Source organism: Altererythrobacter ishigakiensis (genome assembly GCF_001663155.1).
Classification (GTDB): Bacteria; Pseudomonadota; Alphaproteobacteria; order Sphingomonadales; family Sphingomonadaceae; genus Erythrobacter; species Erythrobacter ishigakiensis.
Genome location: NZ_CP015963.1, coordinates 1,286,421 through 1,311,890, shown reverse-complemented (window position 1 = coordinate 1,311,890; position 25,470 = coordinate 1,286,421). Strand labels below are relative to the sequence as shown.

The following is a 25,470-nucleotide window of genomic DNA, read 5'->3' as shown; positions in this document are numbered from 1 at the left end:
TGAAAGGCATGCTCCGCGACTGAAGGTGGCAAATGCTGGTCAGGCCGCGTTGGCCTGTTGCTCGTTCACTTGCTGGTTGAGCATCTCCGCGATCAGGAACGCGAGCTCGATCGACTGCGCCGCGTTCAAACGCGGGTCGCAATGTGTGTGATAACGATCTCCGAGCGCATCGTCCGTGATCGCCACGGCGCCGCCGACACATTCGGTCACGTCCTGGCCGGTCATCTCGATATGGATGCCGCCGGGATGTGTGCCTTCAACGCGGTGCACGTTGAAGAAGCCCTTCACTTCCGTGAGAATGCGATCAAACGGGCGCGTCTTATAGCCACTGTCCGACTTGATGACATTGCCGTGCATCGGGTCACAGCTCCACACCACCGGATGCCCTTCGCGTTTCACCGCGCGGACCAGCTTGGGAAGACCTTCTTCAACCTTGTCATGGCCAAAGCGGCTGATCAGCGTGATCCGCCCAGGCTCACGCGCCGGATTGAGCACATCAAGCAATTCCAGCAACGCGTCCGGTTCCAGCGAAGGCCCGCACTTCATGCCCAGCGGGTTACCGATACCGCGCGCAAACTCGATGTGCGCACTGCCCGGGAAGCGCGTGCGGTCACCAATCCAGACCATGTGCGCGCTGGTGGCATACCAATCGCCGGTCAGCGAATCCTGCCGCGTCAGAGCTTGCTCATATGGAAGCAACAGCGCTTCATGGCTGGTGTAGAAACTGGTGCCCTGCAGCTGCGGTACGGTTGCCGGATCAACGCCGCACGCTTCCATGAAGTCGAGCGCGTTTCCGATCTTGTCCGCCGTCTCAGCAAACTTGTCTGCCCACGGCGTGCGGCCCATGAAATCGAGCGTCCATTGGTGCACCTGACGCAGGTTCGCATATCCACCGCCGGCAAAGGCGCGCAGCAGGTTGAGCGTCGCCGCAGCCTGCGAATATGCCTTAACCATCCGCATCGGGTCGTTGCGCCTCTCAACAGGATCAAATTCGATACCGTTGATATTGTCACCGAAATAGCTTGGCAGTGTTACATCGCCTTGCGTTTCTGTTGGTGAGCTGCGCGGCTTGGCAAACTGGCCCGCCATCCGGCCAACCTTCACCACCGGGCGCTTGCTGGCAAAGGTCATCACGACCGCCATTTGCAACAACACGCGGAAGGTGTCGCGGATGTTGTTCGGGTGGAATTCCGCAAAGCTTTCCGCGCAATCGCCGCCTTGCAACAGGAAGGCGTGGCCATTGGCTACATCCGCCAAATCCGCCTTCAGCGCGCGCGCTTCGCCAGCAAACACCAGCGGCGGATAGGCAGCCAAAGTTGCCTCTGCTTGCGCAAGCTCGTTTGCGTCTTCGTAGTGCGGCAAATGCCGCGCTTCATGGGCTTTCCACCCGTCCGGTTTCCAATTGTGCGCCACAGTCACAGTCTCAATCTATCCAAAACAGCGGTGCCGTTAACACGCCCCGCCTAAGAAATACAAAGCAGAATATAGGTTACAGATAACAAAATTTCGCGGGTTAGCCCAAGTTTTGCTTGTTCAGCGCCCCATCATCGCAGGCGCAGTGGGCTCAAAACTCGGCCGCTCGTGCGTCTGGCCTTGTGCCAATTCCTGTCCTTCAGGGATCACTGCCAATTGCCAGCCCGGACGCGCAGCGAGATAGCGCCGCGCGAGCAATTGCATGATTTCCGGGCGGGTTTGCGAATAATCGCCGATCAGAGAACGCACCAATTGCGCACGCGTAGGATCAGTGCTGACGCCTTCCAGTTGCAACAACCAGAAGAAATTGCTGGTCGCTGCACGACTGTAGCGTTGTGCCAAAGGTTGCACCGCCCGATCAATCTCGTCTTGCGGGATCGGCTTGGTTGCCAGATCGCTCGCAATGCGCTCGGCCTCTTCAAAGAAGACGGGTACATTCTCCGGTTCCAACTGCGCCAAAGCCATAATCGTACCGCCTTGAGGAATATCGGTCGGCCACCGCGAAATGGCTTGAGGCGCATAGCTTGCGCCCAGCCGTTCGCGCAGTGCGTCAAGCAAGCGATTGCTGAATAGTTCGGTGAGGATTTCCAGCTGACGAGATTCGCGCAGTCGCACTGTCCCGCCCGCTGTTGGCCATGCGATCACCGCGGCGGCCTGATTGGCATCGCCGCGATGCGTCAGTACCCTGGTCGGTGCATCAGAAGCAGGGAACTGAGGCAAGCGATTGGCGATTTCCGGAACCAAAGGTTGACGCGGAGGAAGCGCACCGAACGTTTCGCGCAATGTTTCAATCACAGCCTCGCGGTCGAACTCGCCGAACACCAGCACTTCAACCGGACCTTCCTTCAGACGCGGCTCCCACACCTCGCGAAAACCCTGCGGCGTGACGTCAGCCATCATTTCAGGGGTGGGGGTGACCCATCGCGGATCTGCGCTACGCAGATAATATTCTAGATCGCGCGCGATCATCGCCGCGGGGCTGGACGAGTATGACGCGTAACCGATCTCTGCCGCTGCCTTCGCGCGCAAGACCGGGTTTGGATCCCAGCGCGGCATGCCAAGCTTTGCAGCAAACAGATAAAGCTGATCCTCAATATCCGCAGACCGGGTTTGCGCGGTAAAGGTAAACACCGCTTCATCGATTCCGAAGTCAAACTGCATCTTGCGACCTGTTGCCAACCGGTCGAGATCGTTCTCGTCGATTTCGCCGAGACCCGATGCAACAAGCGCAATCTCGCCCACGGTTACATAGGGCGCGTCCTCCGGCTCAAAGGCGCGATAGCCGGCGCCAAAGCGGACTTTGGCTGAAACCCGACCCGGCTCATCAGTGTTTGACCACAAGACTGCGCGCACGCCATTCGCGAACTCGACCTGCTCGATATCCAGCAAGCCGATATTCTTGCGCTCTACGATGGTGCCAGCAGGGCCAATCGCGGGAAGTTCATCAAAAGAAACCGCACGATTGGCAAGACGTGCGTCGGGGTCCGCGGAAACCTCGCGCGCGAGCGCCAATCGCAAGGCTGCTTCTTGCGCTTCTCCAGCCTGTGGAGTGACATAGACCCCGCGTATGACATCGCCTTCGAAGAGCTTGCGTGTTGCGGCGAAAACTTCCTCTGGATTGAAACGCGGGCCGGTACCGCGGAATATATCAAGGGCCACTTCTGGTGCTGCAACGGTTTCGCGAATATCGATCGCTCGCACGATATTGTCCGCCAGCCGTCCTCCGGCGATCACGCTGCGCTGTTCGACTTCGCTGGCAAACGCAGTATCGAATTCAGCCACTTCGCGGTCGATTTCTTCCTGACTGGGCGGAGTAGCCAAAGCATCAGCGATCACCCCGCGAACGTCGGCAAGAGCTGCTTCCCAGTCGCCGCCTAGCGGTGCAAAGCTTACAATTGTCGCGTCGGCAGAGCGCGAAATGTCATCTTGCTGCACTTGCGCATACAGGAAACTGCCGCCGCTGCGCGCACGGGTCTCCAAACGGCGATTGATGATCGATTGTGCAATCGCTTTAATCATCAGTCCTTCATTGTAGACCACTGTGTCTTGCACCGGTCGCCACGGACGCATGTATGCGTAGTTTAAACTGCGCGGCATATCTGGTTCGGTAAGTACGGCGAGTTCGCCCACTGGTGTACCGCCATCTGAGCCAGCAGGTGGCACCGGATCACCAAAATCGGGCGCTGACACCAAGGCACCCTCGCCCTGCCAATCGCCGAAGTACTTCTCGACCAGCTCCGCCAGGCGCAGCGGATCAACATCGCCCACCGCAACGACCACGGTGTTTTCTGGGCGGTACCAGCGCGAATAGAAGGCTTCGACAGTGGCTCCCGTCGCAGCGCCTAATGTTTCCGGTGTTCCGATTGGACGGCGGTTAGCGAGACGCTGACCCGCAAAGAGCGTCTCCAGCGTTGCTTCATTGACGCGTTGATTGGCCCCACCCTGCTCGCGCATCTCGGCAAGAACAATCGGCACCTCCGCCTGAACATTGGTATCGCTTAAGACGGGTTCTTGGATCATCCCCGAAAGCAGCTTGAAGCTCTCTTCCAGAGACTCCGGTGTGATCGCGGGCAGATCGATATTGTAGACCGTAGCAGTCGGGCTGGTCGTCGCATTCGTATCGTGGCCGAAAGTCGCCCCCAGCCGCTGCCAGCGCGGGATCGCTTCGCCTACATCCAGGTATTTACTTTCCCGGAAAAGCAAATGCTCCAACAGGTGCGCATAGCCTTGTTCGCTATCTTCCTCGTGCAGCGATCCGGCATCAATCCGCACCCGCAGCGAAACTTGCCCGGGCGGAACACCGTTGTTTCGCACGGCATACCGCAGTCCGTTATCGATCTTGCCGAACTTCCATTCGCGATCGACGGGGACATTGCTGCCCTCATAAAGCCACGGCGTTTCGTCATCCGACTGAAGAAATTGTGGATCCGGCAGCGGCGCCGGCTCGCTGGCTTGAGGTAGCGGCTCGATACCCTGTGCGAACAGGCCGGTCGCGACAAGAGCGGGACTTGAAAGGAGGGCGAGCGCGCCGAATGCGCGGACAAGAAAGTTCATGGGAACCACTATAGGGGCGCAACAAGTGAAGGGATAGTGAATGATCGACAAGCAATGCTGCCTTGTCGGCGAGCGGCACGACGCCTACATGACCCCCATGTTCATCGAGACCGAAACCACCCCTAACCCCTCCAGCCTCAAATTCCTGCCTGGACGGCAAGTAATGAGCGCCGGAACGCGAGAATTCGCAACGCCCGAGGCCGCCGAAGCAAGCCCGCTGGCGCAAGCGATTTTTGACACAGGCGAAGTTACCAACGTGTTCTTTGGCGGCGATTTCATCAGCGTAACCGCTGCACCAGGTGTCAGCTGGAACGAGCTGAAGCCGCAAGTCGTCGCGATCTTGCTCGATCATTTCGTTTCTGAGGCGCCGCTATTTGCTGGCGGTGACGCGTCGGGGTTCTCCGTTCCTGCGGACGACAGTGAAACACTGTTGGTTGATGAAGATCCCGCCAATGAGGAGATCGTGGCACAGATCAACGAACTGCTCGAAACGCGGGTGCGTCCGGCTGTAGCTGGCGATGGCGGCGATATTGCCTATCGCGGTTTCAAGGACGGGATTGTGTATTTGACACTGCAAGGTGCGTGCTCCGGCTGCCCTTCCAGCACGGCCACGCTCAAGCACGGCATCGAAGGCCTCCTGAAACATTATGTGCCTGAAGTCGTTGAAGTCAGAGCCGCATAAGAACCAAGGGATTTCCATGACCAAGCAATTTCATGGGCAGACATTGTCCGCCGACGCGCTCGACCAGTTATTCAACGAAGCTCGGACATACAATGATTGGCTCGACAAGCCGGTTACTGATGAACAGTTGCATGCGGTCTGGGATCTGATGAAGATGGCGCCCACCTCCGCCAATATGCAGCCGGTGCGGATCGTTTGGGTCAAATCGGACGCGCAGAAGCAAGCGCTCGCCGACTGCGCGATGGAAGGAAACAAGGCCAAGATCCTCGCCGCGCCTGTGACAGCGGTGATCGGGTATGACATCGACTTTCACGAAGAATTGCCGTGGCTGTTTCCGCACACCGATGCAAAAAGCTGGTTTGAAGGCGACGAAGAAGGACGCAAGGAAGGTGCATTCCGCAACTCCTCGCTGCAGGGTGCCTACCTGATGCTTGCAGCACGCGCTGTTGGCCTCGATTGCGGTCCGATGTCCGGCTTTGACACGGATGCGGTCAATGCCGCGTTCTTCGGCGACGAGCCGCGCCACTGGGTCAATTTCATCTGCTCTGTGGGCTATGGCGATCCGGAAAGCATTTTCGAGCGCAGCCCTCGACCAGAATTCAGCAAATTCAATAGTATTGTCTGACTTGAAGACTGCTCGGTTGTGCGGCAACGCATATCCATGCGTATACTCGCAATAGAAACCGCCACGGAAGCTTGCTCGGTTGCCCTTTTCGAGGACGGGAAGCTGCTTGCCAGAGATCACAAGGTTCTCGGCCGCGGTCATGCCGAACGTCTCGTGCCGATGATCGAAGCACTGCCTGACAAAGGTCTGGCAGAGCGTATCCTTGTGTCGGTGGGACCGGGCAGTTTTACAGGGGTTCGGATTGGTATTGCCACTGCCCGCGCGCTGGGTTTTGCATGGAGCGCTCAGGTGTTGGGGTACCCGACGCTGGCATTGGTCGCCGCGATTGAACAGGTAGAGCGCAAGAACGAACCGCTCACTGTTTGCATGAATGGCGGTCACGGCGAGTGGTTTCTGCAGAACTTTGCCAAGGCGCTGCCTCAAGATCCGGTCCGCTCGCTTGCGCCTGCGGATGCTGCGGACGCGTGCCGACATAATGTGATCGTCGGCAATCGCGCGCATGAACTTGCGGGAATGTATGGGGCGGGAGCAAAGACCGCCATAGAGCGCCTGCCTGATGCCGGTGGAGTGCTGAGTCTCCCACAGGATCTGTTCGTCGCAGATCTATCACCCATCTACGGCCGCGAGCCGGACGCAAAGCTGCCCGGCTCATGAACGATACGTCGCAAATCGATGCGATCATGGCGGTCATGCAGGCTGCATTTGATCCGCAATGGGGTGAAGCCTGGAACAGGCGTCAGGTATCCGATGCTTTGGCCCTGCCCAACACATTTGCAATCGTCAATTACACCGGGGAGGACGAACAAAAGACAGCCGGATTCCTGGTTACTCGCCATGCTCCGGGTGAAGAAGAGCTATTGCTCATCGCTGTTCACCCCAAGTATCGCAGGCAAGGTATAGCCCACCAAATGCTCGTTCAACTTGCCAAGGATGCACGCGAACGAGGAGCTTCTCGCATTTTCCTTGAGATGCGGGAGAACAATCCTGCCGCTGAATTATATGTGAAGTTCGGGTTTGAACCAATTGGCAGGCGAAAGTCCTATTATTTGCTTTCCGATGGAAATAGAATGGACGCCATTACTTACGGTGTCTCGATTTAGATATATACTCTACTTTTATTGTTCGAATTTTACATGACTCTGCCTTGTATTTCTCGTGAATTAGGTGCATGATGAATAGATCGGGGGGATACACTCCGAGCATACAAACTAAAAAATGCGAGGAACTCAATGGATACGAGCGAAGTGGACATGAAGGAAACGTTGATCACGTTAACTTCTGACATCGTCGCAGCTCATGTGAGCAACAATGATGTTGATGTCGAAAGCGTGCCTTCACTTATTAGCAATGTGTATTCGGCCCTCTCATCACTGGGGGGAACGACGGGTGTACAAGAAGAGCGGCCTGAGCCGGCTGTTACAGTACGGGCTTCAATCAAGAAGGATCATATCGTTTGCCTTGATTGTGGCAAGCGCATGAAGATGCTGAAGCGTCATCTTTCGACTGAACACAATATGACGCCAGAGGAATATCGCGCGCGATGGGATCTTGCGCCTGACTATCCGCTTGTAGCGCCAAATTACGCTGAGACACGTCGCAAGCTTGCAAAGGAAATCGGCCTTGGCCGCATGCCTGGGCAGAAGCGCGGACGCCGGAAAAAAGCGGCCTGATATTGCGGGCTGATCACTGTTGACGTGCGCCTTGTATAGCTGCGGCTTGCGGTTATACAGGGCGTCCGCACAATGATCCGAACTCAGGAACGAAGACCGAATTGCCGCAAAAGATCGATCTCGAACAACTTTGCACCGACAAGGGGCTGCGCATCACTGAACAGCGCCGCGTGATCGCGCGCGTCCTGTCTGACAGCGATGATCATCCTGATGTCGAATTGCTGCACGAACGCGCTTCGGCGATCGATCCGAAGATTTCGATTGCGACCGTTTACCGTACTGTTCGTCTGTTCGAAGAAGCGGGTATTCTTGACCGGCACGATTTTGGCGATGGCCGCGCACGATATGAAGCCGCTCCAGAGGCCCATCATGACCACTTGATAGACGTCGAGACCGGCAAGGTTGTCGAGTTTGTCGACCCTGAGCTTGAGGCGCTGCAGAAAGTAATTGCGGAGAAGCTTGGCTACCGGTTGGTTGACCACCGGATGGAATTGTATGGCGTCCGCATCTCGCGCGAAGATTGAGGCCGAACTGCGGGCGGCCGCGGCCCGCGGTGAGCCAACTCCAATACCGTTGATGGGTTGGGTGCGCATTTGCTGGCGCGTTTTTTTGATGCTGCTCTCGCTAATCGTGCTTTTGCCATTGCACTATCTCTACCGGGCCTTGGCTTACGGCTCCCCTTTCCCGATGTATTTCTTGCGCTATGCCGCATGGGTTTCAGGCGCCAGAGTAAAGGTCATTGGCACACCTCTAAGACGAGATGTCTTCTTCATCTCAAACCACATCTCCTGGCTCGATATTCTCGCCTTGGCTGGCGCAAGCGGCACAGCATTTGTCTCGAAGGCGGAACTGGCTGAAGTACCGGTCGTCGGATGGCTTGCCAGCCTCAACCGCACTGTATTCGTCAAGCGGGAGAACCGCATGGGGGTTGCAGCGCAAATCAACTCTCTGCGCGAAGCTTTGTCAGACAACTGGTCAGTAACTGTTTTTCCCGAGGGCACAGTCACGGATGGGCAATCACTGCTGCCTTTCAAGACCAGCATGCTGCGCGTGCTGGAACCTCCGCCGGCAGAAGTTTTGGTTCAGCCAGTCATGATCTTTTACGGCGACATTGCTGAATGGATTGGCTGGGTGGGCGATGAAAGCGGGCTGAATAGTGCCAAGCGGGTGCTCGCCAGAAAGGGCTCTTTCCCGCTGGAGATACATTTTCTCGAACCGTTCAGTCCTGAAGACTATCACGGGCGAAAGGCCATCGCGGCCAGGGCACGCGAAGAGATCGAAAGCGCGTTGGTGAATGCGTTGGGCAAGCCTCTGCGTGACTATGAATATTCGGTTGATCCTGTGCGCTATCAGGCACCGGAAAAGAGCTTCCCGATCGAATGATCCGTCAGTCTATAGCCCCGCGCTAACCAGCCAATCGTGGAACAACCGTACCGGGCGTTCTTCCAGTGCCTTGGGCTTGCACACGAACCAGTAGCTGTAAGGGCTTTCCACTTCTACGCCATAAAGGTCGGTCAACCGGTTGTCGGCTGCACGCCGCAAGTGATCATCATGCATGATTGCAATGCCAAGCCCTTGTGCGGCAGCTTCCAGCATCAGTTGGCCAGAATCATAATGGTCAATTGCTGCGGGTTCCAGGCTATCCAGATTCAATGCACGCTTCCAAGCTTCGAAGCTGAAGGGTAGCTCGTTGTGAATCAAGAATGTCTGCTTGGCGAGCTTATCGACATCCACTTCGTCGCCCAGCATGCCGGCCATTTCTTTACTGCAGATAGCGTGGACCATGTTGTGGTCTAGCCGAACTGCATGCAGGCCCTGCTCGGGCCCTTGCGAAAGGATAATCGCCGCGTCGAGTGTATCGCCAACGCGGTCCTCCAAATGGGGCCCGGTATCAATGTCGATATGCAGCAACGGATGCCGCTTGCGCAATTCGCCCAAGTGCGGGAACAAACGTTGGCTGCCAAACAGTGGCAGTACCCCAAGGCGCAAACGCAACAATGAAATGTTGTCCGATTGACTTTCCACCGCACGCGCGAGCGCTTCCATATGCGGGTTTACCGCCTCGTAGAATGCCTGCCCTTCATCGGTCAGCTGCATCGATTGCCGCGCCCGCGTAAACAGTTTTTTGCCGACGAACTCTTCGAGATTGGTGATCCTGCGGGATAATGCTGAGGGGCTTAGACCAATCTCTTCAGCGGCCGCACGCGCGGATCCCAAGCGCACAGTGCGCATGAAGGCTTCAAGAGCGCGAAGCGGGGGTAAGCGGCGTGCAGGCATCGTTTCAATCTCCTATCAGAGATACGCATGAGAGAAAGAAAAGATGCAAAAAATCGAAGAAAAACGCAGAAAAGCTACTCTTCGGTTGCTGTTTCCTCATCATTGGGTGCATGCAGCCGCAAGCGTGTTACGTGCGTTTCATCACCGGCGGTTACTTCTATCTGCCAGCCGCTATCATGCTCTACGATGGTGCCCACAGATGGCACTTGCTCAGCCAGAATGAATGCCAGCCCACCCAGAGTGTCGACCGATTCCTCCACCTCAGCAAGTCTTGGATCGACGATCTCTGCAATGTCATCAAGCTCCGCCCGGGCGTCGCAATCCCACATTCCATCCCCGATCGGCACAATCAGCGCCTCAGGTGCTTCGTCGTGCTCGTCCTCGATCTCACCAACAATTTCTTCAACCAAGTCTTCAATTGTAATGAGGCCATCGGTTCCGGAAAATTCGTCCAGCACCACCGCCAGATGGACGCGCCGGGCACGCATGTCCGCCAGCACATCAAGCGCGCCGCGGACCTGCGGTACATAGAGCGGCTGACGCATCAGTGTGGTCCAGTCCTTCGGCGGTTCTTTCTTCTCTGCCAGGAACGGGAACACATCCTTGATGTGGATCATGCCGATCACATTATCGAGCGTTTCGCGATAGACCGGCATGCGCGAGTGGCCGTGCTCGCTAAACGCAGCGACCAATTCTTCCCAGCTGATAGTGGCATCGACCGCTATGATCTCGCTGCGCGGTACCGCGACATCGTCCGCATCGTGCTCGCTGAAATGCAGCAGGTTGCGCAGCATCTGCCGCTCAACCGGCGACAGGTCACCATTACCCTCTTCCGAGGGCGCAGCATCGCAATTGCCATCCTCGTGCTCGTCGATAGCTTCTTCCAGCTGCGCGCGCAGGCTGCGATCGCCAGTGCCGATCCTGAGCATGTTCTTGAGAGCGGTCATCAGACCGTCGGTACTGTCCGCGTCTCCCGCGGTAGATGGGGAATCGGGCATGGCCCTTAATGGATACTCCTGTCAGTCACGGTCCATATATGGGTCTGCGATACCCATTTTTGCAAGTATCTCGATCTCGAGAGCCTCCATCTTGTCCGCATCTTCCTCGCCGGTTTCATGATCATAGCCCGCAAGGTGGAGCAAACCGTGCACGATCAGATGCGTCGCGTGATGGTCTAAAGGGACTGACTTTTCTTCGGCTTCACGGGCGCAAGTTTCATACGCAAGTGCCAGATCACCGAGCATGACCGGCGGACCATCAGGCGCGAGATCGAGCAATTCTTCGCGGGTAAGCATCGGAAAACTCAGCACATTGGTGGGCTTGTCCCTCTCGCGCCACTCACGGTTGAGTGTGTGCACTTCCTGGTCCGAGGTGAACAGCAGGCTGGTGCTGAGGCGCGGGTTGGCGAGTTCTGGCGCAACCTCTGCACATGCCTCTGCCGCGCGCTCAGAGAGCGCTTCCCAATCGCCCAAAGGCCAACCTTCGATGTCTGTGTCTAGCGAGCGAGCCAAGGGGCTGGGTTCCTGATCACAGCGTTGCAACTCCATGAGTTGTCGCCCGGAAAATGAAGAACCAACGAATTCAGCTCGACGGTACGCTTGAGGCTCCAGTGGCGCACAGTTCTGGTCGCTGGACCGAGTTTGTCGATCTCTTCTTCGAAGTCACCAAACTGGTCTGCCAAAAGATCGTTCATCCCCGCGCAATCGACTCCAACCGGCTCGACATCAATAAACTGCAACTTTCCTTCGGTGCCGAAGTAAAAGTATAATTGGTAGTCTTGACCATCGCGGGTCCATTTGCCGCCAAGCGTAGATGTCACCGGGCGCACCCTTTTTCGCTTCACCTCTTCCAACCGATAAACTTGCACTTCGGTGTCCGCCGCTTCGACCTGTGCATCGGTCATACCCCAATCAATGCCCTCCCAGTCGGCATAAGCCGGAGATGCAATCGTAAATATGAGAAAGGCACCGACAAGCGGTTTCACTCACCCGTCCCTTCATAGGCCTCGACGATGCGGCCTACGATCGGGTGGCGCACCACGTCTGCCGAGGTAAAGCGTGAGACCGCGATCCCTTCGACATTTTCCAGCTTGGTCACGGCATCGGCCAGCCCGCTCATCCGGTCCCCGCCCGGGATATCGACCTGTTTGGGATCGCCGCAAATCACCATGCGGCTGTTCTGACCAAAACGGGTCAGGAACATCTTCATCTGCTCACGCGTGGTGTTTTGCGCTTCATCCAGGATCACAAAGGCATCGGCGAGCGTGCGCCCGCGCATAAACGCGATTGGCGCAATTTCAATTTCGCCTGACGCAATGCGCCGCTCAACCTGCTCAGGCGGCATGCAATCGAACAGCGCGTCGTAAAGCGGGCGCAGATAAGGATCGACCTTGTCCTTCATGTCGCCGGGCAGGAAGCCGAGCTTCTCGCCAGCTTCCACAGCGGGACGCGAGAGGATCAGGCGCTGCACGCTGCCGCTGATCAACTGGCTGACCGCCTGTGCGACCGCGAGATAGGTTTTGCCCGTGCCAGCAGGGCCAAGCGCGAAGATGATGTCATCTTTCGCCAGCTGGCGCATGTAAGGAATCTGTCCCGCACTGCGCGGCACAATCGTCTTGCGGCGTGTACGGATCATGACCGGCGGGCCATCATCCTTATCGCCAGAGATTATACCTTCCAGAGTCGGCTCGTTCGACATGGCGATCAGCGACTCAATTGCCCCGGCGTCCAAATCCTGACCTAACGCCAGCCGGTCATACATCGCCTGCAATGTATCGCGGGCGCGGGCCACGCTGTCTTGCGGCCCTTCGATCTGCAGCTGATCTCCGCGAGCCGAAATAAACACACCCAGCCGGTTTTCGACCTGCACCAGATTGGCATCGAATTCGCCGAACAGAGGGACCAGCAATGACTGATCCTCAAAGCTCATTTCTATCCGCGCGCGGCGCGGTCTGGCTGCTGCTGGAAAAGGCGAAACCTTCGATCCGGTCTCGCGGGGCGATTGATTGGCGGGTTTACGTGCCATGCGCTCCTTTGGCGATTACGCCAGCTGTGTTCCTGAGTCGAAAATGTAAGCGCGAATTTGCCGCTGGCAAGCTGCGCCCCTTCACGAAGCGGTGGAAAGTCACATGATTGTAATTGCCGTTTTGAATGGATAGCATGTGAAAATGACCAAAAATCAGCTGCTCGCGCTCGCCATTCTTCCCTTCCTTTCCGCTTGCGGCAATCCTGAAGCCGTTCCGGATGATGTAGCTGATATCAGCACTGAAGCGACCGAAGAAGTGGCAGAAGCATCGCCCGAACTACCTGCAGAGATGGCTGCGCTGCTGGATGCGGAATTCGCCGATTTTGACGGTCTGACTTATTATTCCGGCCGGTTTGATCTGAACGGCGACGGCACTGACGAATGGATGGCTTATGTTGCAGGCCCCGGCGCGTGCGGCACGGGCGGTTGCTCGATGAGAATCTTCCAGCAGACGCCGGATGGGATCGAGACCAAGGGCCAACTATCTGTCGTGCAATTGCCGGTCGGCGTGTTTGAAACTTCGACCGACGGTTGGCGCGATCTAGCGATCACAATCGGCGGTGGCGGTGCAGAATATGCGGTGGTTAAGGTGCCCTATACCGACCCGGTCTATTCTTCGAACCCGACGGTTTCACCAGCTCAGCCAAGCACCGATGAATTCACAACGGTGATTGCATTCCCGGAAATGTAGCGGTTCAAGCTGAAATCAATTCGCGCACATCACCGCGCAGCGAATTCGGCCCGGCTTCGACCAGGTCAACCGTTACAAGATCGCCAATTGCCGCATCGCCTTCGAACCACACTGACGTTAGCCACGGCGCCTTGCCGAGCCATTGTCCGTCATGCTTGCCCTTGCGCTCGATCAAGACGTCGCAGGTCTTGCCCACCAGCGCCTTGTTAAAAGCGTACTGATCGCGGTTGAGCCGTTCCTGCAGCCGTTGAAGCCGGTCATCCATCACGTCCTTGGCGATCTGATTCTCCATCGTCGCGGCGGGCGTGCCGGGACGCGGTGAGTATTTGAAGCTGAACGCCTGAGAATAGCGGACCTCGTCCACGATCTTCAGCGTGTCTTCGAACTCTGCCTCTGTCTCTCCCGGGAAACCGACGATGAAATCGCCTGACAGAGCAATGTCGGGGCGAACTTCACGGAAGCGCTCAAGCAGACGCAGATAGCTTTCCGCTGTGTGCGAGCGGTTCATTGCCTTCAGCACGCGATCATTGCCCGACTGCACTGGCAAGTGAAGATACGGCATCAGCTTGTCGACTTCGCCATGTGCCGCGATCAGCGCGTCATCCATGTCGTTGGGGTGGCTGGTGGTATACCGAATACGCTCAAGCCCATCGACTTTGGCGAGTGCATGGATCAATCCGGCCAAGCCAACCGCCCTGCCCGCATCATCCTCGCCGCTCCATGCATTTACGTTCTGCCCCAGAAGCGTGATCTCGCGCGCGCCAGCTTCAACCAGTTTCTGCGCTTCAGCGATCAGGTCTTTGAACGGGCGCGAGATTTCCGCACCACGTGTATACGGTACAACGCAGTAGGTGCAGAACTTGTCGCATCCTTCCTGCACGGTCAGGAAAGCCGTGGGCGAGCGACGCTTGCGCTGTGGCAGGCTGTCAAACTTTGCAATCGCGGGCATGTCCGTGTCGGTCGCGCGTTCACCCGCAACCGCTTTGTCGAGCATGTCAGGCAAGCGGTGATAGGCTTGCGGGCCGACCACCATGGAAACCGCCGGGGCGCGTTTCATGATCTCTTCGCCTTCGGCCTGCGCAACACAGCCCGCGACCGCAATCATCGGCGCTTTCTTCTGCGTCTTGCCCTTCGTCAGGCGGCCGATATCCGAATAGATCTTCTCCGCCGCCTTTTCGCGAATGTGGCAGGTGTTGAGCACCACAAGATCGGCATCTTCGCCCTCGGGTGCCTCAGAGATGCCTTTCTCTGCCAGCAGTTCGGCCATGCGTTCGCCGTCATAGACGTTCATCTGGCAGCCGAAGCTTTTGACGCGATAGGTCTTTGGGGTCTCAGTCGGTTTCATGATGGCGCGCCTTTAGCGGGAAGGAGACGCGGGTTCAATCACCTGCGGAAGTCAATGCCTGCGTTGACTGACCAAGCACCTTTCTGCGGTACTCGAGCGATTTGACCGCCATCTGGCTCTGGCCCTCAAGAAACGCGCGCGGCGATTTTCCGAGGAACTTATGTGAGTCGCGAATGAAGTGCGAATAATCGGTATAGCTCTCATCAATTGCAGCAGACCGCTCAGCTGGATCAACCTCGCGGATGGCTGCAAGAGATCGCAAGAAACGCGCGCGCCGCAAGAGCAATCGCGGCGCAAAGCCGAAAGCTTCAGCGCAAAGGCGCTGGAACGTGCGCTCGCTAACTGCGACGCCTTGCGCGAGATCACCTATTCGTGTGCGGTTAGCATCAAGCAGCGCCTGCATGATCTTCTCGACCATCTCCAGTCCGCGTTGCTGAGTATTTATCTGTTCGCGAAAATATTCGTCAAACAGGTCTTTTACATCTTCGTCATCGTCCAATTCCATGGCACGCGAATGAAGAGCATCAATCGCACGAAATCCCGCCTGGTCGGCCGGACCTACACGGTCAGCCCAATGCCGGGCCGACTGCAAATTGAGCGCGAGCCAGCCTACCGGAGTGATGCCAGCACCGACCACAACTCCGCTTTCGGCTCTGGTCTTGACTGCCCCGCTCGTGGGTCCAAACACTGTTGCTTTGCCTGTCTCGAACCAATCGCGACCCGTGGCCTTCAATTGCCAGCGCTGCGTCTCCAATAGCTTAAGCCGCAAGTGCATCCAGCCGGGCCAGAATGTATCTTCGTGAAACGCGTTCACATCCGGCCTGACGCAGAAGAGGTGATAGCCGCTTACATATTTGCGGAGGTCCTGCGCTGGCTGCCAGTACAAGAGACGGGGTTCTAAGCTGAGTTTCACTGGTGAAGAATTGCGCCGAGGGTTGGTACGAGTATGAGAGACAGAGACACCGGCTCGACCGGTGGCCCTCGAACCGCATAACTGTACCGGCCTGAAAATGTTCCTCGGACGCGTGGTGCGTCAGCTGTGTAGTTTCAATTCAAACTTGCGCGCCAGACTCCTCAAACACCCAGCAAAGTTGCTGCCCGGCGAAGATCCTTCGCGCGGCCGAAGCTGTGCAGGATGGCGATCAGCTCGCCGCGCTCAGGTACAAAGATCTTGTGCTCGTCAAGCGTGATAGCCTCGCGCGTTCGCGGCTGAACAGGTTGCCAGTCATCGCCTACGCGCAGCTTGAAGCCGGCCATGAATTCCACGCGGATTGACGGTTCGCTCCAGCAGCCAAAGCATTCCGAACGGAAGGCCGCGCCCGCGCCTTTGCGCGTATCGGCAAGCGGAATATGGCTTTCGAGCTCGGAAAAATCTTGACGCGAGACAATCACGTCCACATCGCCCATCTGCCCCGGATCGCCACCGTGCAGAGCCACGGCTGCGCTGCCGATAACCCACCAGTTATCGCATGCGTTCCTCTCCATCACCGTCGCCAGCGCTTTGAGCGTGGCGAAGAGATACGGATCATTGGGTGGCGTCATTGCTCTTATTGTCATCGCGCCGCGCCACATGCACGCACGGCTCGGTCACCGGCACCCCAACGCCGGGATGTGGCTTATCATCCGGCCCGCATTCAACCGGTGGTTTGCGGATCTTATATCGCTGAACAATCTGATGCGCGCGCGGATCATCGTAAGCTGCAATCCATGTGATGCAGTCTGACAATCGGCGGATCTTGTGTTTGGTCAGGCTGCTCGCCTCTGGATCGCAATTCACGACAAAAGTGTCCGCAGCGGGGGAAGCGTAAAATTTGCGGAACTGGCGCAGCGCCTCGCCTCGCTCATTGATGACGGTCCGATAGGTGTCGTTCGCCATACTGTCGCCACGATAGAATGGTGACACGTTGAACATGTAGGCTTTGACGCCCGGATGCTGGATCGAAACTTCAGTCGCGAGCGCACCGCCCAGCGAATGCCCGGTCACGATCCAAGGCACATCATCGCCCCAGCGAGCTTTCTCTGCCGCGAAATAGCGCAGCGCGATGTCGATTTGATCATCCTTGACTGTACCGAACCAGATGTCGGTCGCGCCATCGAAATCTGTACCGCGAAATGCGATGACACGGGCCACAACGCGTCGGTTCCGGCCCAATCCCGCAAACTGATCGAAGACCTGATAGTCGAAGCCTTTGTCCGCATCATCCTCGTCAATCGGCAGCCGTTCCAAACGCCTCAAGACCGGTGAAACATCACCATAGGTGTCGTCGTCCCCTTGATAGGCTTCAGTCGACGCGAGGACATAGGGATAACTCTCGACCGCGGCCTCTCGGATAAAGCTGCACCACCCGCCTGGCTCCATTCGGCACGGTGAGCGCGACTGGGTGATGTCAGGATAGGTTGCGCAGCCGCTGAGCAGCAGTGCCAGCAGGACAGGTGCTGCTCCGCGGTGCGCCATAATGGCTAGATCAGGAAACCGTGGCCTTCACGATCTTGCCCGGACTTGCGGGCGGCTCTCCGGTTGGCAGCGCGTCGATGTGCTCCATGCCGCTCTCTACCTGGCCCCAGACGGTGTATTGACCGTCAAGGAAATGCGCATCGTCAAAGCAGATGAAGAACTGGCTGTTCGCGCTGTCAGGCACCTGAGTACGCGCCATTGAGCATGTGCCGCGCACGTGTGGCTCTGCGTTGAATTCGGCTTTCAGGTCCGGCTTGTCGCTGCCGCCCATGCCCGTGCCCGTCGGGTCACCGCCCTGCGCCATGAAGCCGGGGATCACGCGGTGGAATACCACGCCGTCATAGAAACCTTCCTTTGCCAGCTCTGTAATGCGCTCAACATGGCCCGGGGCCAGATCAGGGCGCAATTTGATCACAACGTCGCCGGATTCGAGGGTAAAAGTCAGCTTCTCAGCCATGGGGTAAATCTCCTTTGTTTGATCAGCGCTATAAAGAGTTGTGAGCGCGAGTCACCCTGCACCTTGCCTTTTCCCCCTGCCTGCCTAGACCAAGCGCCATGTCAGACGACGCGCGCCTTGAAGAGGAAGACCTGCTGACGGTGGAAACGCCGCCAGAAGTGATCGAAGAAGAAGGTCCGCATCCTGACGACCGCATCGATGACGAACGGCACGATGAAGAAAACCGGCTGAAGCCCGAATATATCCGCAGTGTCCGCGAAGCCTTCGAAGAGGGTGATAATAATGCGGTGTATGACCTGGTCGAGCCGCTGCACCCTGCGGACGTCGCCGACTTGCTGGAACTCTTTGACAAGGATGAGCGCGGACAGCTCGCTGCAGCGATAACCGACCTGATGAGCTCTGACGTGGTCGCAGAACTGAACGACCACGTCCGTGAAGACATGATGGAAGCGTTGCCGCCTGAAGCGGTTGCGACCATTGTCGAGCAGCTCGAAACCGACGATGCGGTTCAGCTGATCGAAGATCTGGACGAGGACGATCAGCAAGCGATCCTTGCAGAAGTCGAAGCCGAAGACCGCGCGGCGATTGAAAGCGCGCTCGCATATCCGGAAGAAACCGCTGGCCGCTTGATGAGCCGGCACTTTGTGGCGGTGCCCGAGCACATGAATGTCGGCGATCTGATCGACTACATGCGCCGCGAAGGCGATCTGGCGCAGGAATTCTACGAAGTCTTCGTTGTTGATGAGCGGCACCACCCGGTCGGCACTTGTGCGCTCAGCTGGGTGCTTACCACGCCGCGTCACATCAAGCTGACGGATGTGATGAAACGCGATCAGACACTGATCCCAGTCGACGCCGATCAGGAAGAAGTCGGCCTGATGTTCCAGAAATACAATCTGATCTCTGCCGCGGTAGTGGATGAAAACGGACGTCTTGTTGGGCAGATGACCGTTGACGATATCGTCCACATCATCTCCGAAGAGGCAGGCGAAGACGTCCTGCTGCTGTCCGGTGCAGGCGATGGCGACATTAACGAGCCCATCCGCGAAGCCTACGGTAGCCGCGTGCGCTGGCTCGTCGCCAACCTAGGCACAGCGGTTGTTGGCAGCGCGATCATCGCCTTCTTCGGTGCGGCGATCGAGAAACTCGTCGCTCTGGCGGTGCTGATGCCGATTGTCGCAAGCATTGGCGGCAATGCAGGCACGCAGACCATGGCCGTGGCAGTGCGCGCAATCGCGACCAATCAGCTGACGCGCGCCAACACATGGAAGATCGTAGGCCGCGAATTGCGTGTTGCGCTGCTTAATGGCGTGACGATTGCTGTGCTGATCGGGATAGCAACCGCAATCCTGTTCACGCCTCAGCTTGGTGGAGTGATCGCTGCCGCGATGGTGATAAACATTATCGTCTCTGGTATGGCAGGCGTGTTGGTGCCCGTTATGTTTGAGCGTCTGGATCAGGACCCCGCTGTGGCGTCATCAGTCTTTGTGACGATGATCACCGACAGCATGGGCTTCTTCGCATTCCTGGGCCTTGCCGTACTGGCGGGCCTGGCCTGAGAAGCGGTCTAACACATGGCTCAGGAAACCGAACTTGCCGGATGGTTCGAAGCTTCGATGAACTTCGACATGGAGAATGTTCGCCCGTTCCTGGAGCAGGTCGAGGCAAATCTCTCACTCGGTCTGAATGTGGACCGGCTGGTCAAGCACACCGAAGCAACTCAGCTCGACACGGCAAACGGCTCAGCCTTTCAGGTCACTTTCGATGGCGAACCGGTTGAGGTCAGATACTCGGCCTATCTCGACGATTTGGACGCGCCGGACCTCTATTTCTTCGTTAAGAGCGAAGTGCTAGCCGACGCAATCGACGCGGAAATGGAAGCTTTCTGCGGCAAGATGGGTATCTGAACTACCGGATAGCCACCGGATTGATCACTGCCTGCACCGAGCCCGCAAATCGCGGCTGACCCAGCACAAAGAAGAACTCATGTACGCCATCAGCAGCAAGATCGTTCGTATTCATGGTCTCTAGAATGTAGACGCCGGCATCGACCAACAGGAATTGGTGGACGGGAAAGGCACGGCCTTCGCCGAAATCCTGCGTTTCCAGCCCAGAGCTATCCCCACCGATGGCCACAACGCCCAGTTCTGCAAGGTACTCCGCTCCATCCATATTTATGCCCGGCTGTTGCTCGATATAGGCTGCGGGATCCTCCTCAGCCATCGCGAGCCATCCAGTATGGAACAGCACTACATCGCCCGCTCCGATGGTTACGCCCTGCGCTTCTGCAGCGGCGGAAATCTCCTCGCGCCCGAACCCCTGCATGGGAGCAAGCTGATCCACTCCGAAATGCTTTGCCATATCAAGCATGATCCCACGCGTGGCGATTGGTGGAATGTGCTCTGTGCCTAGAGCCTTCAACCCATCTTCAGAAAAGATGTCCTCGCGCCGGACCCCTCCATAGTGCACTCCGTCACGCCCGATATGCCCGAATCCGTCGATCTGACTACCGATCCCAACATGCGTTTCGAGCCGGTCATCATGCGCGGTTGCCTTATTCGACCCCATCGGCTCATTGATGCCTACAACACTGATCGAATAGCTCCGGCCCGGATAAGGAACCGTGTCAGGGCCGGTGATGACTCCGAGTGCATAGGTCTTGCCGGTTGTCACGAGCTTGGCAGCACGCGCGGTCATTTCAGGCGTAATCGTGGTCACCATGCCCAGCTCAGGATCAGGTTCGCCAACCGCGACGGGCCCGTCATGCGTTGGAGCTTGCGAGCAAGCGGCCGCCGCCAAAAGCGCTCCGGCAAGCACGCTGCCTTGGATATTCTTCATGTTCATCGAAACTCTCCCCTCGCAAAACTGCCCCAGCGGGCTTGAATATGCGGCCCCATATGCCAGATCATAGACATGCCGCTCAATTTGACCAAGATTGCTTTTGGAGCTCAGAGCTTCGACGATATCGAGAGCTGGTATGCCGGGCGTCGCAGCCCGCACCTGACAACCAAATATCGACCCACCAAGTGGGAGCAATGCATCGGCGGATCGCTCTACTGGATTCACCAGCACAATCTGGTCGCACGATCCAAGATTACCGGCTTTTCACAAACTGACAGCGGGCGCTGGCTGATCGAGCTGGAGCCGAAGCTGATCCGTGTTCACCCTCAGCCCAAGCGCGCGCATCAGGGCTGGCGCTATCTCAAGGGCGAGCCACCGCGTGACTTGGAAGACGGCGAAGATATTGGCGACGCGCTGCCCGGAAAAATGGCGGTCAAACTGCAGAAGCTGGGATTGATTTAGTGATCGGCACTGTTGCCGCAAAAAGGATGCTAAGCGGACATTGCCTCATCAAGCAAGCGTCCCGATGAACGTTTCACTCCCATTCTGCAGACGTCGATCGCCACTCTTTTGCCTCGCTATCCCAAACACTTGAGGTGACGCATGGTGTGGGGTTGATACCACCACATTGGGATCCATGGACATCGGCAATTACGACCCGGTAACGACCAACGCTTATCACATCCCAACCCTGATTGAGCAGAGAGTTAAGCTCGTTGCCGACCAGAAAGTGGGACATGCTACCGCCAGTTCCACCATACAGCGAGGCAGCGGTAGAACAAGCGAAGGCACGCTCGTTCAAGACCCAGTCAGCGTATAGATCACCGTCTAAATCTACTCGCTCTATTGCTCCCCATTCGAGCGCAAATTCCCCCTGATCGAAAGCTGCGCAAGCCTCCTTGGCAATAACGATCTTGTCTTGCAGTTGTTGAGGCAATTCCGAAGTGTCTTGGGCTTGTAACGCCGGAGAAAACAGCATTCCCGTAAGTGCCGGAATCCAACCTGAAATAAGCGAAAATTTCATCTCTTGCTCCTCCCTCATTCTGAACCCACGGAATGTGTACATCAGAAAGCTCGGAATTCACGATCCTAACAATCTGCCGGATAAAACATTCCGACGTGGGCCGATATCATGCGCCCTGTTCCTTCTGTATCTTTCGCAGCTGCGCCATCACCAATTGCACATCGTGCTTCGCGTCTTCTTCGGCGGGTAGCGCATATTCGGCATAGCTTTCCGCCAGCTCGTCCATCCGTTCGGCGATGCGCACCGTGTTGCATCCATGGCTGACAACAAAGCGCCGCCGCGCAAGCAACTGCGGCACAACGATCTTGGTATACTCTTCAACCGGCATGCCGAATTTCATGAATTGCTCCGGGCCAAGCGGGGTGAACACCCAGCCGGGCACGATCAACCCGGCATGAACGTGTTCGGGCAAATCCTCTCGCAAGCTTTCAGTCATGCCCAGCACAGCATGCTTGGCCGCGATGTACGCGGCGGTCTGGCGCACGGCGCAGAACCAGCTGTTCTCACTGCCGGTGTTGTAGATCGCTGATAGAGCTTGTTGTTCGATCAAGCGCGGTGCGAACACCTTGCAGCCGTGCCAAACGCCCCAAAAATTGACGTCAAAATGCTTACGCGCTGCCTCTGGATCGACTTCCCACATCTTGCCGCGAACGCCGCCCTGCCCCGCATTGTTCAGCACCAGATGCACTTCGCCAAGCTGGTCAAACGCCGCCTCTGCAAGTGCTTCAACCTGATCCAGATCGCTCACATCGCAAGGCTGCGTCAGCACGCCGTCAATCAGCCGCGCCGCGTCATCAAGGCCTGTGCCGGGCAAGTCCGCCACCATGACCTTTACACCGCGCGCAGCAAGATCCTTCGCAATCGCAAAGCCTATCCCGCTCGCCCCGCCGGTTATCACCGCAGTACGAGGGTTGAATTGAGTCACGCGGCACTCTTTTCCGCGACGCGGCGCAGTGCGTTGACGTAGGTCTCCGGGGCCTGTGCGCCGGGAATCATGAATTTGCCATTCACAATCATCGCCGGAACGCCCGAGATGTTGAGGTCCCACGCCTGACGCTCTTCAGCAATTACTCGCGCTTCCAGATCCTCGTCCGCCAGCGCGGCCTTCGCCGCTTGGCGATGCAAACCCACGCTTGCCGCAATATCCAGCAGCACAGTCTCGTCAGAGACATTCCTGCGCTCGTTAAAGTGCGCTTTGAACAGCGCGAGCTTCAGATCGGTTTGAACTTTCGGCCCTGCCTCTTCCAGCGCCCATGTCAGCAGATTGTGCGCGGCGCGTGTGTTCCACATCATCGCCGGCGGCGCTTCACCGGAACCTTCGTAGCTCAGCGAAACGCCCGCGCTGTCAGCTATCGACTTCATCTGACCGCGAACAGCGGCGCCTTCTTCAGCGCTGCGGCGATATTTGCGTTGCAAATGTGCTTCCTGTTCCTCGCCCTGCTGAGGCATGTCCGGATTGAGTTCGAACGGTCGCCAGCGCAATTGCGCTTCGATCTCGCCGTCAAGCTGATCGAGCGCCTTCGTCAGCTGGCCATAACCGATCAGGCACCACGGGCACATGACATCCGAATAAATGTCGATAGTCATGCGTTGCGGTGCGGTATCGGTCATTTTTCAATCCACCATTTCATCAGATTGTGTGCGATAGCATGCGGCGGCGGCGCGCGGAACGGGCCGTTACCCTCAAGCGATGCGACCACTTGCTCGCGCGTGAACCAGATGATCTCTGCCATTTCGGTCTCATCAATGACCAGCGCATCATCGTCAGCATAGCTGTGGCACCCGATCATCAGCTGGCTGGGGAAAGGCCATGGCTGGCTGGCAATGTAAGAGACATCGCGCACGCGCACGCCCGATTCCTCGAACACTTCGCGCTGCACCGCTTCTTCAATGGTTTCGCCGGGCTCGACAAAGCCTGCAAGCGCGGAAAACGCGCCTTCCGGCCAACCCTTGCCGCGGCCCAGCATCAGCCGCCCTTCATGCTCGGCCAACATGATCGTGACCGGGTCGGTGCGCGGGAAGTGCTGCGCGTTGCAGCTTTCGCAGCCGCGCTGCCAGCCGCCCTTGGCGATCTTGGTATTCCCGCCGCACTCAGCGCAAAAGCGATGGCGCGCGTGCCAGTCAATCAGGCTGCGTGCCCCGCCATAAAGCGCAAGGTCGCCCGCATCGAGCGTCGCCATCAGCGCCCAAAGCTGAGGGTTCGCCATACGCGGGCTGGCATCGCCCTTTGCCGGGACAGCGGCAAAGCACGGCTTCTCTCCGCCGTCGGTGCGGTCAATGCCCAGGAACACCAGCTCGGCATCTTCAGGCGCGTCCGCCAGTGTGCCCCAGACCAGCCGGTTGTTGTCATCCAGCGACGGCATCAACTCGTCGAGCGCGAGCAGCCGCGCCTTCCAGTTCATCATCCCGGCCAGTGCATCGGGATCCGCGCGCAAATTGTCCGCACGGTCAATCGGCGAGCCGGCAAAAGCGATATTGATCTTACCCGCCAATGGAGAAAGCTCCATCTTCGCGGCCCAGATCCTTGGCCAATGCGGTCAGGAAATCACTACGGATTGGGTAGCTTTCAGACGGCATATATTGAACGTAGAGGCCAGCCCGAAGCCCGGATTTGAAGTCGACAGAGGCCAACGTGCCAGCTGCACCACCCCAGCCGAATGCGCCATCAACAACGCGGCCGCCCGCGCCAAATCCCTGCCCGGCGACCCAGGTGCCCTCTGTCTGCACCCCGCGCGGCAAGATGTTTGATGTACCTACGCGAACCGCCAATTCACCCATCACCCGCTTGCCATCGATCTTGCCATAACCGAGCAGCATCCGCAGGAAGCGGTCATAATCGCGTGGGCTGGACACCAGTCCGGCTCCGCCAAACGGGAACGCCGGATCATCAAGATAGATCGAGTTGGCTGCCGGATCGATTGGCAGCGGCACGCCGGCCATAATGCCATAATTATCGGTGTAACGATTCAGCTCACTCGATGGCACACGGAAATAAGTGCTTTCCATTCCGCAGGGATCGAACAGTCGTTCCTGCAACACCTGATCAAACGGCTTTTTCTCGACAACTTCAATCACGCGTCCAAGCAAATCCAGGCTGACCGAATAGCTCCATTTGACACCCGGCTGATAGACGAGCGGCATCTGCGCCAGCCCGTCGGCAAAGGCTTCGAGGCTGCTGACCGGCGTGCCGCGACCGAGCCCCGGGATCGGCAAGCGGCTAACCTGCCCGGGGATCAGACCCCTGTCTTCATATGCGGTCTTGATCGGACCTTGCTGAATGATGCCGTAGCCAAGGCCGGCAGTATGGGTCAGCAACTGCCGAATAGTTATCGGGCGTTCTGCCGCTTCAAGATTGTCTGGCGTAATTGCGCCATCATATTCTTTCTGAACCTGCATATCGGCAAACGCAGGCAGGATATCGGCCAATGGCTGATCCAAGCCCAGCTTTCCGTCATCAATCAGCATCATTGTGGCCATGCCGGTGATCGGCTTGGTCATAGAATATATCCGGTAGAGCGAATCGAGATCCGCTGCCGTCGTGCTGCCAAAGCCAAGATTTCCGCGCGCTACCGAATGCGGCGCTTCGTTGCCCCAGCCAAAGCTCGCAACCATGTTCGCGACCTTGCCCGTCCCCACGTAATGCTCAATGCGTTCGGCAACATTGGCCCAGTTGGTTGTGGCCGCAGATGCGCGAAGCATGCTGCGCCCGACAGGGACGGCAGCAAGTGCGCCACCAGCTGCGAGATATCCACTGGTCCGGAAGAGGGCGCGACGGGAAAGTTGGGGGGAATCAAACTCGCGGAATGCCATTCATGGGTCCTTTTTCGAAATCGATTGAGGGGCGTGTTTGAG

General features: G+C 57.6%; 29 protein-coding genes. 11 read left to right on the top strand and 18 right to left on the bottom strand.

What is annotated here, in order from left to right; all coding sequences use genetic code 11:
• Positions 1 to 39 precede the first annotated feature (39 nt).
• Positions 40 to 1,413, bottom strand: a complete 1,374-nt coding sequence (locus tag A6F69_RS06160) for a class II 3-deoxy-7-phosphoheptulonate synthase (protein WP_067602637.1) — start codon at positions 1,411 to 1,413, stop codon at positions 40 to 42.
• A 120-nt stretch (positions 1,414 to 1,533) separates the two neighbouring features.
• On the bottom strand, positions 1,534 to 4,527 hold the full coding sequence (locus A6F69_RS06155; protein WP_067598713.1) for a M16 family metallopeptidase: 2,994 nt from the start codon (positions 4,525 to 4,527) through the stop codon (positions 1,534 to 1,536).
• 97 nt (positions 4,528 to 4,624) lie between these two features.
• On the opposite strand from A6F69_RS06155, the gene A6F69_RS06150 reads away from it, so the two are divergent.
• From A6F69_RS06150 to A6F69_RS06120, 7 genes are all read left to right on the top strand, one after another.
• Positions 4,625 to 5,209, top strand: a complete 585-nt coding sequence (locus A6F69_RS06150) for a NifU family protein (protein WP_067602635.1) — start codon at positions 4,625 to 4,627, stop codon at positions 5,207 to 5,209.
• 16 nt (positions 5,210 to 5,225) lie between these two features.
• On the top strand, positions 5,226 to 5,834 hold the full coding sequence (locus A6F69_RS06145; RefSeq protein ID WP_067598710.1) for a malonic semialdehyde reductase: 609 nt from the start codon (positions 5,226 to 5,228) through the stop codon (positions 5,832 to 5,834).
• 36 nt (positions 5,835 to 5,870) lie between these two features.
• On the top strand, positions 5,871 to 6,488 hold the full coding sequence (gene tsaB / locus A6F69_RS06140) for a tRNA (adenosine(37)-N6)-threonylcarbamoyltransferase complex dimerization subunit type 1 TsaB (protein ID WP_067598707.1): 618 nt from the start codon (positions 5,871 to 5,873) through the stop codon (positions 6,486 to 6,488).
• Positions 6,485 to 6,934, top strand: coding sequence for a ribosomal protein S18-alanine N-acetyltransferase (gene rimI, locus A6F69_RS06135; protein ID WP_067598704.1), 450 nt, complete (start codon positions 6,485 to 6,487; stop codon positions 6,932 to 6,934). Before tsaB ends, rimI begins: the two co-directional genes overlap by 4 nt.
• A gap of 129 nt (positions 6,935 to 7,063) precedes the next feature.
• Positions 7,064 to 7,504 (top strand): Ros/MucR family transcriptional regulator, encoded by a 441-nt coding sequence (locus tag A6F69_RS06130; protein ID WP_067598701.1) that lies wholly within the window; start codon positions 7,064 to 7,066, stop codon positions 7,502 to 7,504.
• Positions 7,505 to 7,605: 101 nt separating this feature from the next.
• Positions 7,606 to 8,028: a Fur family transcriptional regulator gene (locus A6F69_RS06125; protein WP_067598698.1), complete on the top strand. Its 423-nt coding sequence runs from the start codon at positions 7,606 to 7,608 to the stop codon at positions 8,026 to 8,028.
• Positions 8,000 to 8,887, top strand: coding sequence for a lysophospholipid acyltransferase family protein (locus tag A6F69_RS06120; RefSeq protein WP_067598695.1), 888 nt, complete (start codon positions 8,000 to 8,002; stop codon positions 8,885 to 8,887). The genes A6F69_RS06125 and A6F69_RS06120 overlap by 29 nt, the downstream gene beginning before the upstream one ends.
• A 9-nt stretch (positions 8,888 to 8,896) precedes the next feature.
• Here the strand turns inward: A6F69_RS06120 and A6F69_RS06115 are convergent, their stop codons facing one another.
• The 5 genes from A6F69_RS06115 to A6F69_RS06095 form a co-directional block, all read right to left on the bottom strand.
• Positions 8,897 to 9,781, bottom strand: a complete 885-nt coding sequence (locus A6F69_RS06115; RefSeq protein ID WP_083984713.1) for a LysR family transcriptional regulator — start codon at positions 9,779 to 9,781, stop codon at positions 8,897 to 8,899.
• A gap of 74 nt (positions 9,782 to 9,855) precedes the next feature.
• A complete protein-coding gene (locus A6F69_RS06110; RefSeq protein ID WP_245638320.1) occupies positions 9,856 to 10,728 on the bottom strand; it encodes a hemolysin family protein in 873 nt (290 codons plus the stop codon).
• 72 nt (positions 10,729 to 10,800) lie between these two features.
• Entirely contained in the window at positions 10,801 to 11,292 is a 492-nt protein-coding gene (gene ybeY / locus A6F69_RS06105; protein WP_245638307.1) for an rRNA maturation RNase YbeY, read from the bottom strand.
• Complete coding sequence (locus A6F69_RS06100) at positions 11,277 to 11,765, bottom strand: hypothetical protein (protein ID WP_067598684.1); 489 nt, start codon at positions 11,763 to 11,765, stop codon at positions 11,277 to 11,279. The genes ybeY and A6F69_RS06100 overlap by 16 nt, the downstream gene beginning before the upstream one ends.
• On the bottom strand, positions 11,762 to 12,805 hold the full coding sequence (locus tag A6F69_RS06095; RefSeq protein WP_067598681.1) for a PhoH family protein: 1,044 nt from the start codon (positions 12,803 to 12,805) through the stop codon (positions 11,762 to 11,764). Before A6F69_RS06095 ends, A6F69_RS06100 begins: the two co-directional genes overlap by 4 nt.
• A gap of 142 nt (positions 12,806 to 12,947) precedes the next feature.
• On the opposite strand from A6F69_RS06095, the gene A6F69_RS06090 reads away from it, so the two are divergent.
• Complete coding sequence (locus tag A6F69_RS06090) at positions 12,948 to 13,496, top strand: hypothetical protein (RefSeq protein WP_067598678.1); 549 nt, start codon at positions 12,948 to 12,950, stop codon at positions 13,494 to 13,496.
• Between the two features lie 4 nt (positions 13,497 to 13,500).
• On the opposite strand, the gene miaB is transcribed toward A6F69_RS06090, so the two are convergent.
• The 5 genes from miaB to A6F69_RS06065 form a co-directional block, all read right to left on the bottom strand.
• On the bottom strand, positions 13,501 to 14,841 hold the full coding sequence (gene miaB, locus A6F69_RS06085) for a tRNA (N6-isopentenyl adenosine(37)-C2)-methylthiotransferase MiaB (RefSeq protein ID WP_067598676.1): 1,341 nt from the start codon (positions 14,839 to 14,841) through the stop codon (positions 13,501 to 13,503).
• 34 nt (positions 14,842 to 14,875) lie between these two features.
• Positions 14,876 to 15,727: a helix-turn-helix domain-containing protein gene (locus A6F69_RS06080; RefSeq protein WP_067598673.1), complete on the bottom strand. Its 852-nt coding sequence runs from the start codon at positions 15,725 to 15,727 to the stop codon at positions 14,876 to 14,878.
• A gap of 188 nt (positions 15,728 to 15,915) precedes the next feature.
• Positions 15,916 to 16,398, bottom strand: a complete 483-nt coding sequence (locus tag A6F69_RS06075) for a hypothetical protein (protein ID WP_144573758.1) — start codon at positions 16,396 to 16,398, stop codon at positions 15,916 to 15,918.
• On the bottom strand, positions 16,367 to 17,296 hold the full coding sequence (locus tag A6F69_RS06070) for a Tle-like phospholipase domain-containing protein (RefSeq protein ID WP_067598669.1): 930 nt from the start codon (positions 17,294 to 17,296) through the stop codon (positions 16,367 to 16,369). Before A6F69_RS06070 ends, A6F69_RS06075 begins: the two co-directional genes overlap by 32 nt.
• Positions 17,297 to 17,306: 10 nt before the next feature.
• Positions 17,307 to 17,753 carry a peptidylprolyl isomerase gene (locus A6F69_RS06065; RefSeq protein ID WP_067598666.1) on the bottom strand — a complete coding sequence of 149 codons (447 nt, stop codon included), beginning with the start codon at positions 17,751 to 17,753 and terminating at the stop codon, positions 17,307 to 17,309.
• A 98-nt stretch (positions 17,754 to 17,851) separates the two neighbouring features.
• Here A6F69_RS06065 and mgtE point away from each other — a divergent pair, with 98 nt between their 5' ends.
• Together mgtE and A6F69_RS06055 are read left to right on the top strand one after the other, a co-directional pair.
• Positions 17,852 to 19,312 (top strand): magnesium transporter, encoded by a 1,461-nt coding sequence (gene mgtE / locus A6F69_RS06060; RefSeq protein ID WP_067598663.1) that lies wholly within the window; start codon positions 17,852 to 17,854, stop codon positions 19,310 to 19,312.
• Between the two features lie 15 nt (positions 19,313 to 19,327).
• Positions 19,328 to 19,660: a hypothetical protein gene (locus tag A6F69_RS06055; protein WP_067598660.1), complete on the top strand. Its 333-nt coding sequence runs from the start codon at positions 19,328 to 19,330 to the stop codon at positions 19,658 to 19,660.
• A gap of 1 nt (position 19,661) precedes the next feature.
• Here the strand turns inward: A6F69_RS06055 and A6F69_RS06050 are convergent, their stop codons facing one another.
• Positions 19,662 to 20,597 carry a cyclase family protein gene (locus A6F69_RS06050; RefSeq protein ID WP_245638306.1) on the bottom strand — a complete coding sequence of 312 codons (936 nt, stop codon included), beginning with the start codon at positions 20,595 to 20,597 and terminating at the stop codon, positions 19,662 to 19,664.
• Between the two features lie 69 nt (positions 20,598 to 20,666).
• Between A6F69_RS06050 and A6F69_RS06045 the strand changes: the two genes are divergently transcribed.
• A complete protein-coding gene (locus tag A6F69_RS06045; RefSeq protein ID WP_067598657.1) occupies positions 20,667 to 21,056 on the top strand; it encodes a DUF1489 family protein in 390 nt (129 codons plus the stop codon).
• Positions 21,057 to 21,129: 73 nt separating this feature from the next.
• Here the strand turns inward: A6F69_RS06045 and A6F69_RS06040 are convergent, their stop codons facing one another.
• From A6F69_RS06040 to A6F69_RS06020, 5 genes are all read right to left on the bottom strand, one after another.
• Complete coding sequence (locus A6F69_RS06040) at positions 21,130 to 21,618, bottom strand: hypothetical protein (protein ID WP_144573757.1); 489 nt, start codon at positions 21,616 to 21,618, stop codon at positions 21,130 to 21,132.
• A 106-nt stretch (positions 21,619 to 21,724) separates the two neighbouring features.
• The gene (locus tag A6F69_RS06035) at positions 21,725 to 22,543 is read right to left on the bottom strand and encodes an SDR family NAD(P)-dependent oxidoreductase (protein ID WP_067598651.1); all 819 of its coding nucleotides are present in this window, start codon (positions 22,541 to 22,543) and stop codon (positions 21,725 to 21,727) included.
• Positions 22,540 to 23,229, bottom strand: a complete 690-nt coding sequence (locus A6F69_RS06030; protein WP_067598648.1) for a DsbA family oxidoreductase — start codon at positions 23,227 to 23,229, stop codon at positions 22,540 to 22,542. The genes A6F69_RS06035 and A6F69_RS06030 overlap by 4 nt, the downstream gene beginning before the upstream one ends.
• Positions 23,226 to 24,125 carry an NAD(+) diphosphatase gene (gene nudC, locus A6F69_RS06025; protein WP_083984711.1) on the bottom strand — a complete coding sequence of 300 codons (900 nt, stop codon included), beginning with the start codon at positions 24,123 to 24,125 and terminating at the stop codon, positions 23,226 to 23,228. Before nudC ends, A6F69_RS06030 begins: the two co-directional genes overlap by 4 nt.
• Positions 24,100 to 25,428 (bottom strand): serine hydrolase domain-containing protein, encoded by a 1,329-nt coding sequence (locus tag A6F69_RS06020; RefSeq protein ID WP_067598645.1) that lies wholly within the window; start codon positions 25,426 to 25,428, stop codon positions 24,100 to 24,102. Before A6F69_RS06020 ends, nudC begins: the two co-directional genes overlap by 26 nt.
• Positions 25,429 to 25,470: the final 42 nt, after the last annotated feature.